Annotated in this window: 10 protein-coding genes; 1 reads left to right on the top strand and 9 read right to left on the bottom strand. The window is 51.3% G+C overall.

What is annotated here, in order from left to right; translation table 11 throughout:
• Positions 1 to 62: 62 nt before the first annotated feature.
• Genes BTJ40_RS18990 through BTJ40_RS18980 form a run of 3 tightly spaced genes read right to left on the bottom strand, consistent with a single transcriptional unit; the run spans position 63 to position 2,812 of the window.
• On the bottom strand, positions 63 to 971 hold the full coding sequence (locus BTJ40_RS18990; RefSeq protein ID WP_108734548.1) for a polyprenyl synthetase family protein: 909 nt from the start codon (positions 969 to 971) through the stop codon (positions 63 to 65).
• Entirely contained in the window at positions 972 to 1,280 is a 309-nt protein-coding gene (locus BTJ40_RS18985; protein WP_369974262.1) for an exodeoxyribonuclease VII small subunit, read from the bottom strand.
• Positions 1,281 to 1,336: 56 nt separating this feature from the next.
• Positions 1,337 to 2,812: a PQQ-dependent sugar dehydrogenase gene (locus tag BTJ40_RS18980; RefSeq protein WP_202862919.1), complete on the bottom strand. Its 1,476-nt coding sequence runs from the start codon at positions 2,810 to 2,812 to the stop codon at positions 1,337 to 1,339.
• A gap of 801 nt (positions 2,813 to 3,613) precedes the next feature.
• Here BTJ40_RS18980 and BTJ40_RS18970 point away from each other — a divergent pair.
• A complete protein-coding gene (locus BTJ40_RS18970) occupies positions 3,614 to 4,183 on the top strand; it encodes an HNH endonuclease (RefSeq protein WP_108734545.1) in 570 nt (189 codons plus the stop codon).
• Positions 4,184 to 4,238: 55 nt separating this feature from the next.
• Here BTJ40_RS18970 and BTJ40_RS18965 read toward each other — a convergent pair whose 3' ends face one another.
• The 6 genes from BTJ40_RS18965 to BTJ40_RS18940 all read right to left on the bottom strand — a co-directional run bounded on the left by BTJ40_RS18965 (position 4,239) and on the right by BTJ40_RS18940 (position 11,564).
• Positions 4,239 to 5,249, bottom strand: a complete 1,011-nt coding sequence (locus tag BTJ40_RS18965) for a D-alanine--D-alanine ligase (RefSeq protein WP_108734544.1) — start codon at positions 5,247 to 5,249, stop codon at positions 4,239 to 4,241.
• 4 nt (positions 5,250 to 5,253) lie between these two features.
• Complete coding sequence (gene mepA / locus BTJ40_RS18960; RefSeq protein WP_108734543.1) at positions 5,254 to 6,195, bottom strand: penicillin-insensitive murein endopeptidase; 942 nt, start codon at positions 6,193 to 6,195, stop codon at positions 5,254 to 5,256.
• Between the two features lie 76 nt (positions 6,196 to 6,271).
• A complete protein-coding gene (gene hisC, locus BTJ40_RS18955; RefSeq protein ID WP_108734542.1) occupies positions 6,272 to 7,345 on the bottom strand; it encodes a histidinol-phosphate transaminase in 1,074 nt (357 codons plus the stop codon).
• Positions 7,342 to 8,382, bottom strand: coding sequence for an FHA domain-containing protein (locus tag BTJ40_RS18950; RefSeq protein ID WP_108734541.1), 1,041 nt, complete (start codon positions 8,380 to 8,382; stop codon positions 7,342 to 7,344). Before BTJ40_RS18950 ends, hisC begins: the two co-directional genes overlap by 4 nt.
• A complete protein-coding gene (locus BTJ40_RS18945; RefSeq protein ID WP_108734540.1) occupies positions 8,373 to 9,671 on the bottom strand; it encodes a S1C family serine protease in 1,299 nt (432 codons plus the stop codon). The genes BTJ40_RS18950 and BTJ40_RS18945 overlap by 10 nt, the downstream gene beginning before the upstream one ends.
• Before the next feature lie 111 nt (positions 9,672 to 9,782).
• Positions 9,783 to 11,564, bottom strand: coding sequence for a PLP-dependent aspartate aminotransferase family protein (locus BTJ40_RS18940; protein WP_108734539.1), 1,782 nt, complete (start codon positions 11,562 to 11,564; stop codon positions 9,783 to 9,785).
• Between the last annotated feature and the right edge of the window lie 1,026 nt (positions 11,565 to 12,590).

Here is a 12,590-nt window from a genome sequence, read left to right as displayed (position 1 = left end):
AGGGGGATTGTATGCCCGTGGCGGGCATATTGCATCCCAAACCCCACAGGCAAGGCTGTGACTTAGTGTCCGCGCTGCACGATATAGTCTGCGAGCTGCTGTAGTAGCAGGGTATCGCCATCGAGACTTTGCAGTGCCTGGGAGGCCTGGGCATGCAATTTTGCCAGTTTTTCCCGGGCGCCGTCGACGCCGAGAAGGGAGACATAAGTGGGCTTGTTGCGCTGGGCATCAGCGCCCTGGGTTTTGCCCAGAATAGCGGTTTCAGCGGTGATATCGAGAATATCGTCCTGAACCTGGAATGCCAGGCCAATGGCTTGGGCGTAGCGGGTAATAATCTTTAACTCCCCTTCGCTGGCACCGCCCAGCAGTGCGCCCATACGCGCGCTGGCACAGATCAGGGCTCCGGTCTTGAGACGGTGCATGGGCTCCAGCTGATCCAGGGTGAGGGTTTGGTCAACGGAATCCAGGTCGATAGCCTGGCCGGCGACCATACCCCTGGCCCCCGCCGCAGTGGCAAGTTCACGCATAAGCTGTAACAGCAATTGGGGGTCGAGCTGTTCAGCAAGGAGCAACTCGAATGCCTGGGTTTGAAGTGCATCGCCGGCGAGAATGGCTGTGGCTTCGCCATAGGCTATATGACAGGTGGGGCGACCTCGGCGCAGGTCGTCGTCATCCATTGCCGGCAGGTCGTCGTGGATCAGGGAGTAAGCGTGAATGCACTCCAGCGCCGCCGCCGTGCTATCGCAATAGGCCAGGTCAAAATCAACACCCCGAAAAACCTGGGCGCAGGCGTAGACGAGGGCCGGGCGAAGGCGCTTTCCGGGGCCCAGTGCGGCGTAGCCCATAGCCTCGAACAGCTCTTCTGCACCGCTGATAGGGGATGCAAGTGCCTGTTGAATTCTGGTCTCGACACGAGCAGACGAAGCTTGCAGGAAAGCTTTCAGTTGCTCTGGAGGGTTTGCGGATCTCACTTAAACTGGGTCCCCGGAGTTTTCGTCGGCATCAAAGGGAAGCTCGCGGATGTTGCCGCTCTCTTCAATTAACAACTTCACTTTCTGCTCAGCTTTGGCGAGCTTCTGCTGGCACTCCCGGGTGAGCTTCACTCCTTTTTCGAAATCAGCGAGAGCCTCCTCCAAGGGAAGGTCTCCGCCTTCGAGTCGCTCAACCAGCTGTTCCAACGCCTCGAGACTCTCTTCAAAAGTTGCTGTTTTTTTCTTCGCCGCCATAGCATCGCCTCTTAATTGCGGGGCAACCTTAGCGGCTGGCGCTGCGGGGGTCAATTCTATGGTCCCCTCACTCGGGGGCCTCTTCGCAGTGCCATTTAGACGAGCAATTTCTAGAGACTCGACTCCCGGGATAAAAGATAGTGTGCCAGGGCTTTTTTCTGCACCGCCGTAAAGTTGTAGTTAGGCATTGGGGGTGTTGGGGCATCGAAGTAGTCAGCCAGGGTCTGCGCTGTGTATTTAGCTGAAAGGTTGCGCAGAGGAAACTGGGCCTGATGGCAGTGGGCGCAATCGTTAGACTGATAGAGTTGTGCGCCCAGTTGCACTACCTCGGTATCTATTGAAAGTGCGTTGGCTGTGGACGTTTTTTGCAGTTGTGGCCGCTGTGTCGTCAATACAGTTTGGCGAGGGGTTCCCTGACTAACACGATAAACTGCACCGGCGTAGTCATCGGAAATATAGATGTTGCCCAGTTTATCCTCGGCGATGGCGACAGGGCGGCCGTAAACCGTTTGGCGGTTATCGCTGAGAAAACCCCACAGGAAATCCCTCTGTTGAATTTCTCCGTCGTCACTCCAGTGCAGGGAGACAACTTTATAGCCATCTTTTACACTGCGGTTCCATGAGCCATGCAGAGCGACCAGTGCTGCATGGCGATAATCCTGAGGCTGTTCTGCACTGCGCAGAAATTTAATACCGAGTGGCGCATTGTGAGCGCGAAACTCGTCCACGGGGGGAATTGAGTCAGCAATTATTTGCTGAATTTCAGGGCCTGCATCTACTCCAAAATCCGGATCGGGAACCCGGTTACCATAGGCGTAGGGCCATCCGTAGAATTGGTCTTTGCGAATCAGGTTGAGCTCATCTGGCGGCAGGTTGTCGCCGAGCCAATCGCGGCCATTATCTGTTGCGTAAAGTCCGCCATCTTTTGGAGACCAATCGAACCCCACACTATTACGCAGGCCGGTGGCGTATATTTCAAATTTATCTCCATTTGGTTTCATTCTCATGATACTTGCGCGACGAGGATCTTTTTCAATACAAACGTTGCAGCTGGAACCACTGCTGAGAAAAAGCCATCCATCGGGGCTCATATCAATGGTTTTGGTCCAGTGTCCATCATCCTCAAGGTTTTCAATAATTCGCTGGTAGCGTCCGGCCAGTCGTCCATCGGAGTGATCAAACGGCACCCGTCCAACGGCGTCACTTTCCGCAATGTATAACCAGCTATCGTGCAGCAATAATCCGTGCGGCCGTTGAAGTTTATCAATTAAGACCTTTTGACCATCACTGCGACCATCGCTGTCTTTATCCTGTAATAAAAGTGAAACTTTTCCCAGCTTGGGCTGTGAAACGATAATGTCTCCATTTCGAGTTACTGTGAGCCAGCGCGCCCCGGGAACATCCCCAGAAAATAACTGAACCGAATACCCATCCGCTGGGGTTAAGCGGACTGTCACTTCTTTTTCTGTTGTTTTAACGCCTCCGACCAGTTGGCGCCAAGGCACGCTGACGCTGGATTTGAAGGTGGCCAAGGCGGTAGATAACACCGCTCCAAGGGCAATAAAAAATATTAGCGTGTATTTCAACGTTTTCTTCATGGTATCGATTGAACTTGAAATAAAGATGTTTATAGTTGCCGCGCTTGCCTATTTACCCCTATAGTTAACACGGGATTAATTTCCTGTCTCCCCTCCCTTTTGTAACAGGTAACTCAATTTGTGAGATATCTCTTACACAAAATTCAGCAGATTCCCCCTACTTTTTTCTTCCTTGATGTCCATAATTAACTTGCAAGGACGCGAAAGGGACTGCACTACTGCGGCAATGGATAAATGGAATGCGCCGCTCGCCCTAGGGATATGGGCACCATCCTGTGAGACGCACCGCCCGGGCCGGATTGCCTGGGCGGTGTTTTACACCCCACTTAAATTCGTCATTTTCTATCGCAGCACTCCCCACAATTTACACTTTTCCTTTGTAATTTGCTGATATTCCCCCAGATTTTTGTGGCTGTCTGGAATTTGTAATGGTTATCCGCTTTAATGTTGATAGACCGGCCAAATTACCCTTGGGCCGGTGGAGGGTGGCGCATTCAGTAATCTATCAGCAGAAGTGCCCGTATTACCCAAGGCAATTTCACGCCTGTGGGCACCTCTATCATCGTTGGTGAAAAAACTTTCAGATCTGCCCATCTGGTCTGCGAGTAATTTTTTACTGTCGAATGGAAGGTTTGTCTCCAAAGCTGAGCAATGCGGTTCACTTTGTCACCCAGCCTCTTCGAACTGTCACTCCATAGCTTCTTTTTTATTTTTAATAATCACGACTTTGGTTACACGGAAGCAGTTCCGAGGCTGCCTTGTTCTATTCGACTATGGGGAGGCGAGGTTATGCATGCGAGAATTTTGCGTTTAAATCTGGCGGGACAACCGCTTGAGTGGTTGAGTTGGCAAGAGGCATCCTGTCTATACGTGCGGGAGCTGGTTACATGGTCTCTGGGAGGCGTTGTCCAGCGGGTGCGTGGAGGCTTTAATCGCAATGGCGATCGCTCCAGCCTGGATCTGGCCGCTATTATCGCCTGTGGTGGTGCGCGCATGGCTCGCCCGCGCCGGCGCCCGCCACTGACAAATCGGGCGCTTTTCTTTCGCGATTCCCATACCTGCCTTTATTGCGGCAATTTATTTAAAAGTGTGGATTTAACCCGGGACCATGTTATCCCGGTATCTAAAGGCGGCGTTGATTCCTGGGAGAATGTGGTTGCAGCCTGCAGGCGCTGTAACCAGCACAAGGGCAATCAGTTATTGGAAAATATCGATATGGAATTATTGGCTTTGCCCTTCTGCCCCAATGCTGCCGAATATCTTGCCTTGATCAACAGTGAGCGGATTCGCGGGGACCAGATGGAGTTTTTGCGTGGTCAATTTTCACGGCGGCGCCAACAGGGGTGGTTGCTGCATTAGCCTATAGAATTAATATGTTTAAATAAGAAAAGGGGCCAACAGGCCCCTTTTCTTATTAAGTCTTGGGGTTGGATGAAGACACTGCAGAGCGAATCAGTCCAGTCAGGTACTCAGTGAAATTGTGCCCATGGTTTTCCATCATTTTGGGGAACATGGAGTTGGGGGTCATGCCGGGGAAGGTATTCACTTCATTGAGGTAGAGTTCGCCAGTCTCTGTCAGGAAAAAGTCTATGCGGGACAAATCCTTGAGCTTCAGGGCCTTAAAAGTGCGCAGGGAAACTTCGGCAATCCACTTCAGCTGCTCTTCGTGCAGACCTGCAGCTTCGATAAAGGTGACTGCGCGGCTGCCCTCGGCATATTTCTCCTTGTAGGTGTAAAAAGTATCCGATGGAGCACGCACCTCTCCCGGGCGGGTTGCGACGACATCATTATTGTAGTGGTAAACCGCAACCTCGAGCTCCCTGGCTTTTAGCGCTTTTTCTATCAGCACATAAGGGGAGAGTCTGAAAGCATCCTCTATCGCAGCCTCCAGTTCCTCCTTGTCACTGACCTTGAAACAGCCAACGGAAGACCCCTGGTTGGAGGCTTTAACAAAAACTTCGCCCCAGTTCTTGAGCGCATCGTGGGCTTTTTGCAGTTCTTCGTCTTCCAGGCTGTGCAGAAACTCATAAGGGGTATTCTCAATACCCAGGGCACTGAGCCACATTTTGGTTTTAATTTTGTTAAAGCAGATTTTGCTGGGTTCTGGAGCAGAACCGAAATAGGGGATACCGAACATATCCAGTTGCGACTGTAAATCGCCGGTTTCTCCTGGGTAACCGTGAATTGCAGGAATTACGTAGTCAACATCCCAGGAATTACCTTCTTCATCGCGGATTTTGCGATCGTAAAAGATATGGTAAACCCGGCCTTGGCTGTCGGTGAGGCAACCACTGCTATCCATTTCCACCCGCAGTAGGGCAATGTCCTCTGCCGCTGACAACTTGTTCTCGATAAAATCAGCGGTTCTGAGGGATACGTCGTGCTCGCTGCCGCCACCGCCGCAGATAAGCAAGGTGTTAATCATAAAATTATTCCGTCGTAGTGCCTGCCGAAGGTGCGGTTAATACCTGTTCGCACTGTTGGGGCAAGGTCTTTGGTTTCGGCTTTTTCTGTTTCGGCTGGGGTTTAGTGCCATTGAGAATTGCATAGAAGTCATCGCTAAACCACCAATCCAGGTCACTGCCACAGGCTGCCGTAGTCACTGGTGCCTGGGGCTTACAGTTGGTGCTTCCCTCTGGGCAGGCCAGGCGCACATGAAAATGGTAATTGTGCCCCCACCAGGGGCGCACTTTGCGCAGCCACTCGTTATCTTCACCGGATATTTCGCACAGGTGGCGTTTGATAGTCGGGTGGACAAAAATTCGTTCGACCCGCTGGTCTTCTGCGGCCAGGCGCAGGATTTTGGGAACCCGGTCGTCCCAATTTTCAGGGATTAGGCGGTGCTTGCGCTCATCAGCCAAGGCAACGGCAGAGATATTATCACGCTCCCATGGGGTGAGGGGACGCTCTAGGGCCCGCCGGTCCTGGGAATACCAGATGTCTACGTCCAAGCCGGTTTGGTGACTGTTATGCCCACCACTGCCGAAAGGGCCCCCTCGAGCCATAGACATGTCGCCGATCTGGATTCTGCCCAGATCTTTCTGTGCCACGCTCTGGGAAAACTCCTTCAGGAAGTTAATGGTCTGGGGGTGGGCAAAATGTCGATCGCGGCCAGTTCTTACTAACTGATAGCCCTCTCCCCTCAATGGCAGGGTTTCCCCGCCACTCAGGCAGCCATTGGTGTAGGTGCCAATACTCGATGGTGTCTGTGCACTGGGCCCTTCGACCTTATCCCAGGCGTTAGCACTGACGGTGCCGCTCGCCAAGGCCGAGGCGAGGAGAATAGTGTGGATTAATTGCCGTAAAAATCCGGCTTTAAGCGGGCCAGCGGCCTCGGTAGTGGATACTGAATTTTGAGATGTCGGGTGCATGGGTCCCTGGATACCAATAAGTCACAGTTGTCGGGCCACCTAAGGCGGCGCTCGACGAGTATAGACAGACAGAGTACTAGCTCTGTGACGCAAGTATCTCTTTACAGTTCCGTATGAACAGCTCCATTTCCTCATCGGTGCCGATAGATATACGCAAGTACTCACTGATACGGGGCTTGTTGAAATAGCGTACGAGAATATTCCGCTCGCGCAGTGCCAGATACAAGGCTTCCGCACCGGGCGCGGGGGGCTTGGCGAGGAGGAAGTTGGCTTGGGAAGGGATTACTTTGAACCCCAGGTCTGTAAGCGTCCGCTCACTGTGCTCTCGTGTGGCGATGACCTTGCCGCAATTGTCGCTGTGCCAGGCAGTATCGCGGATTGCTGCGGTGGCCACACGCTGCGCAATAGCATCAATGGGGTAGGAGTTAAAAGAGTTCTTGGCTCTCAGCAACCCTTCGATCAAGTGTTTTTGCGCCATGGCAAAGCCCAGGCGAAGTCCTGCAAGGGCATAGGATTTTGACAGTGTGTGAATTACCAGCAGGTTGGGATAGCGATCGATCAGTGTTGTTGCACTCTGGCCTCCAAAATCGATATAGGCCTCGTCAATAACCACCACCCGCTCGGGTTGCGAGCGCAAAAGTTGCTCAATTTGCTCTAGCGGCAGGTACCGTCCCGTGGGTGCATTGGGGTTGGGAATAATTACACCAGCTGCGGGAGCGGCATAGTCCTCAAGCTGGATAGAGAAATCACTGTGCAGGGGAACAGTGCGGCTTTTGATATTGAAAAGCTGGCAATAGACCGGGTAGAAACTGTAGGTGATATCTGGAAAAAGCAGAGGTTCACTGCGACGGAAAAAACTGTAAAAACTCAGTGCCAGTACTTCATCGGAGCCATTGCCCACAAACACCTGCTCGGCAGAGAGGTTGTGCTTGTCGGCGATGGCGCGGCGCAATTCACAGGATTCCGGGTCGGGATAGCGGCGCAATGCATCGGCAAAGTCGTGCCGCTCCAAGAGCCCTAAAGCTTCGGGAGAGGCAGGGTAGGGGTTTTCATTGGTATTGAGCTTTATCAGGTTTTCACTCTTCGGTTGCTCCCCGGGCGTGTAGGGCTCCAACTGATCGAGCCCGGGACTCCAATAAATCTTGCTCATGATTCTACCTCTGGGGTACTACTTTGATTGTCGCTGGAAGAGCCTTCAGTGCCCTCTTCAGTGTCTTTTTTCTTTATTGGTATATCAAACAGGTCGCCTGAACTTCCAATAAATTCCTGCATGGGAACAGGTTTGCGAAACAGCATATTATCGTATTTGAGTTCAGTAGATATCTCTGGGGTCTCACTGAATTCGTCTAAATTACTGATACTCTCAGCCAAGCCAAGACCGAGGAATGCCAGTGGCAGTGTCAGTGCCACTGTCCAGCGCCATCCCCTCGCCAGGTTGGTGGCCAGGTAGCAGGCTGACCAGAGCATTGCCGGTAATATGATGGCAAGCACCAGGAAGTCCAGGACTTGAATAGTGGTGCCGATGGAAAAATTGAAGTTGATCAGCCCTCTCAGCCATTCCCAGACGGTGTAAGTGAGAGCACCTATAGCTGCGATGGAAAGATGGGTAAAAAAGTGCGTTTCATGCCTGACCACCCTGCCGATAAATGCCCAGACTCCGGCGTAAATCACCATGCCAATAATGGCGGTGGCAAGAATATTGACGGCAATGGTCCACTCATAGGTGCGGGCGTAACCGAGATAGCTCATGAGTACGCTGGCGAAGCCAAAGCAAAGCAGTAGGAGGATTGCTCCTAGCGGGTGGGACAGGCTTGAAAACAGATTCTCAAGAGAGTGGAGTGGGGTGGCTTCAGGTACTGGGTCATCCGTATGAAAAATCCTAAAGCGGGACTTTCCACACTGCAGTAGATCACCGGAGGAAATCCTGTGCTCAGCGATGGTATCGGGCTTAACTGACTTGTCTTTCAGGTTTCCCAAAAGCTGGCAGCCGTTGACCGAATTGAGGTCGTGTAAGATGTATTGGCCATCCTCTCCTCGCTTGATCTCGGCATGGTAGGCATCGGAATGGATGTCTTCCAAAATCGCATCGTTATCGTAAGCGCGGCCCAGGGTAAATCTATCCCCGTCCATACGGTATCGCAGCTGCACCCGGTGGGCGCGATTGAGTTCTTCAATAATCAGGGCCATTGGATCTCGCTCGTGAACTTCTGGGTAAAGGCGTCGGCGGACTTCTGGGTAAAGCCTGACAGGGTAAAGTGGCTGACCAGCGCACGATTTTTCTGGTCGACACTTAGGCTCAGGAAGAAAATATCGTAGAGATCAGGAAAATCCTTGTAGCGCCTGACACAATAGCTGGTGCGAGCGATCAGGGGCTTACGCTTGCGATCCGGCTTGGATACTGAAGGCTCCTCGCCGCGTTCCTGAGAAGTGAATTTTTGTTGGCAGCGAAAATTGGTTACGTCTTCCTCACCAGCGCTGTTGCCAGGATAGAAAGAGTCCATCTGTCCTTCATACTCAGCGTAAAAGCGTGCGGGCAAAAGGTCCTTGGCCTCCAGCCAGAAAAACTCATACTCCACACGCCCGGTGTTGAAGTCGTCGGACAGAAAAATAACATCCTGCCCGGTGCACCCTTTATCAATACGCTTGATCGGATTGGTTTCACTCTCCTGGGTATTTCCCCAACATTTAATCGCTGGAATTATTTCACCGACGACCTGTGCTTCACCGAGGGCGCGACGCTGCCAGTCGGCTCCAAGGATTGAATCAATAATTCGTTGCTGGTTATCCAGCAGCTGTTGGTAAGTCACTTGTTTAAGATTGAGGGTACCTCCTTCCGCGCGATAGTGTCTTAAAAGTGCCGACAGCTTATCCACTGGCACCAGGAAGCTGACCTGGTTGCCAGCAGTTGCCACATTGATGCCAACTACCTGTCCCTGGGTATTGATTGCAGGACCACCGCTCATACCGGGGTTGATAGAACCGGCAAAGTGGATGCGATCGTAGAAGCTACCGCCGGCAATACCGTTATAGGTGCCGGGAATCAAGGTCATTCCCAGGTCCAGGGGATTGCCGAGAGAAACGATGGTCTCTCCTTTCTTGGGGGTGCTTGTGGCCAGCTCCAGATATTCTTTTCCCGGTTCTTCCTGTCGCAACAGCGCCAGGTCATTGACCACATCAATATCCAGTAAAGTTAATTTCCCCCGGGCGCCATTAACCGCAAGATACTCCAGGGAATATTCGTCTGGCTCGCTGACCGCTTGAGCCACCACGTGGTAATTTGTGGCTATAAGTCCATCGGCAGAGATTTGGAAGCCCGAGCCCAAGCCTGCTTTTGAGTTGGAGGATTTTTCGATAAGTCGAATTTGGTAGAGGCTGCCGCGATAATCACTGTAGAGCTTTTCATAGCCTTGCGCCATTGCAACAGTAGATAAGCAGCACAGAATCCAGGCGAAGAGCCACGGGGAGAGTTTCGGCATTTTGAGTTGATTAAATTGTGGACAGAAAGAGTGATACTACGGGATATAAGATAGTGCAACAAGCGCCCATCACCGGCTGTATCCCACCGGTGATAGGCATGTTTCCGGCTATTAGAGATAGTCCACAATTTTTGGCTGGGTCTCTATCACTTTCTGATGTGACTCGAGGTAGAAACGGGTAAAGAGTTTATCGGCCTCTTCAGGAGCGATAAAACCCTTGCTAAATCCGGGGCTGATTGGGTCGAGATGTAGGCGCGCGCAGTTGATTACATGAGCGGCCAGCTGCGCCATATTCTCATCCCCGACAGAGATTCGGATAGTGGTTGGGAATATACCCGCCGCCTCCATCGCTTCAGGAGAGAGCTCTGAGTGAGATGTCAAGGCAGGGCAGAGAACCATCGTATTTGTCTGGCCCAAGCTAACCATCTGCCCGAAAGCGGGTTCCAGGGCGTCAAAGAAACTCTTAAAGGCCTCGGTGGGAATTTGCGCAGCTTCCATATCAATGCTGAATAATGGTGTGGGGAAGTGGTAGCGCATCAGTGATTCACGCAGCCCGGAGTTGGGGTGGGTTTCCACCGCGTGACTGTTGACACGAATCTTGCTGTGACTGGCGAAAAAATGGCTGAGGCTAAGGGTATTAATACACTTGGTGAGCATACGCATTTCCAGGGTGCGCATACCGCAGTGCACTTCCCAGGCCTTGTCTGCATCCAGGAAAGCTCCCTTGATGTAATAAACATCCCAGAACATGCACTGATCCCAGTTAAGGCCTTTTGCGCTATCGCCTTTTGGGATAAACATACGGTGGTTTTCGCCGATAACCACACCGGCAGTGGCAGCGCCGGTGCCGCCGATATCTTTGGTGTAGGAGTGAACAACAAAATCTGGTCTCTCTTTCCTATCTTTGCGGCGTAGTGGTTGATATAGGAAAGGGGTTGCCAGGGTGGCATCCAGGCTTACCAGGATATTTTCTCGGTGAGCGGTTTTACAGATAGCCGGCACATCCAGCATGATCCCGTGAGGGTTGCATGGAGACTCAATATAGACATGTATTTTTGCTCCAGCACTGATCGTATCTGCATACGCTTGCTGGGTGTCAGCCAACAGCTTTTCGAACTCTTCACCGGTGGTCCCATCAAACCAGGCCAGATTGATGGACAGTTTGTCTTTGCGCGCGTAGAAATCCTGTAACAGCTGGTGTGTGCCGCCATAAATATTCCTGGAAACAATTAAGATATCTCCGTGGCGCAATTGATTTGACAGGAGCGCATCGATTGCAGCCATACCGGAATTAAAATTCCAGGCCATATATTCACTGGCTTCAGGTCCGCACTCCAAATCGACAATGGCATTGGCCAGGGAAATGGAAGTGGGGTTGAGTAGGCGCGAATAAATATCGTGGCTCGGTTCCCGCCCGCGAAAGGCATCGTCCACCCACTCTGTGCAGGCATAGATATAAGTTGCTGTTCGGGCAATTACCGGGGTTGCAGAAAATATAGCCGGAATATTATCGAACAGGGGGTAACCACCCCGTGTGGTGATATTAAAGTCGTCCCCCTGCAGGCTTTGAAAGCTGGCTCGCAATGGATTTTGCAGGGTGTCCAATAATTTTGCCAGCTGGAAACTCATAAAACGCTTGGCATTGAAATAGGCAATCTTGTCAGACTTGTCCAGACGTTGGAGTGTGTCGGTCACCTGACTCCATAGCTGGCTCAGATTTCCCTGTGCCTGGTAGAGCAGGGTTGCGGTCTGCTCCAACAGCTTTCCATGTTCTGATTCACTATCAATACAAAAGTGCTGCAATTGCTCTTTTGCCAGTTCATCAATATTTTTTGCCTCGGTGCTGTTGCGTCGGGGAGAGAGAATTTTTACATCTTCTAGGTTCGCTTCCATTGTGTCCTCACTACGTGATGCTTTTTGTTATACGACGACTCTAACAGTCCTGTGCGGCGTATAAAACACTTGGCGAGTAATTAGTGTGTAATTTGCTGTGTTTGGGCGTGATCGACCTGTAATTTGTGAATCTGTACAGTAGCTTCCAGTTGAGGGGGTAGGTGGCTGTGGTAATGGTTGCCTCGCCATGGAAAGGCAGCCCCCACAATTTTTCGCAAGGATTTAATTTCCTCGCACGCCGCAGGTGGCGTGCGAGGAGATAAAGGGATTCAGCGCAAGCTGAACGGTCAAGCTGGAGTCGACAGGTGTAGAGTCTTAGTCGATTCTCTTGGATGAGCTTGTCCGGGCATGGATGCCAAATTTGCTCTTGATAGTGTTGTTGTAACCGTCGATGGTTGGGACCATCATTTCGGGCCGGCAGTTTTATTACTGCCGGCTTTTTTTTAGCTTCTGATTCCGCTGTAAGAACTATTACCCATGGAGTATTTCCTGTCTTCAATGAACTTCTATGACGCGATTCAAATCAGATTAAATTACTGAAATGGATCGTCATTCGATTTCAACAAGTTTCAGAGCGCCTTTATATTTATTTTGAAAACATACATGGCCTTAATTTAGTCTCGGTGTCATTGAAGTGAAAAAGAAATAATTATTGCACTCTTGATTTCGCTTTGATTATGCACCAATCACACAATTTTTTTGTCCTATGGCGACTTTGTGCGCCCTTCGTATCTCTTTAAATATTTAGCGTGTGATTACCTGTAATGAAGTGTGATCGACCTGTAGTCCTTAAGTCTGTACATTTAGTTCCCATTGAGGGAGTACAGGCGATTGTGGGAACACTTACCTCGCCATGGAAAGCTACCTCGCACAAGAAGATTTCGGATGGATTTAATTCCCATATCGCCTGAGTGTGCGATAGGGAGTAAAGGGATTCAGTGCAAGCTGAGTGGTCAAGCTGGAATCGGCAGGTGCGAAGTCTTGCTCAATTTAATCGAATTGCTTGTCCGGGTACGGACGCCGAAT

The organism is Microbulbifer sp. A4B17 (assembly GCF_003076275.1).
Classification (GTDB): Bacteria; Pseudomonadota; Gammaproteobacteria; order Pseudomonadales; family Cellvibrionaceae; genus Microbulbifer.
Note: the sequence above shows the minus strand (reverse complement) of the source record. Positions and strands in the feature narration are given on the sequence as shown.

Excerpts from the sequence above, each read along its gene's own strand:
- BTJ40_RS18950 (WP_108734541.1), bottom strand. The coding sequence starts at position 8,382 with ATGGCCCTGATTATTGAAGAACTCAATCGCGCCCACCGGGTGCAGCTG.
- BTJ40_RS18965 (WP_108734544.1), bottom strand. The coding sequence starts at position 5,249 with ATGATTAACACCTTGCTTATCTGCGGCGGTGGCGGCAGCGAGCACGAC.
- BTJ40_RS18970 (WP_108734545.1), top strand. The coding sequence starts at position 3,614 with ATGCATGCGAGAATTTTGCGTTTAAATCTGGCGGGACAACCGCTTGAG.
- BTJ40_RS18940 (WP_108734539.1), bottom strand. The coding sequence starts at position 11,564 with ATGGAAGCGAACCTAGAAGATGTAAAAATTCTCTCTCCCCGACGCAAC.
- hisC (WP_108734542.1), bottom strand. The coding sequence starts at position 7,345 with ATGAGCAAGATTTATTGGAGTCCCGGGCTCGATCAGTTGGAGCCCTAC.
- mepA (WP_108734543.1), bottom strand. The coding sequence starts at position 6,195 with ATGCACCCGACATCTCAAAATTCAGTATCCACTACCGAGGCCGCTGGC.
- BTJ40_RS18945 (WP_108734540.1), bottom strand. The coding sequence starts at position 9,671 with ATGCCGAAACTCTCCCCGTGGCTCTTCGCCTGGATTCTGTGCTGCTTA.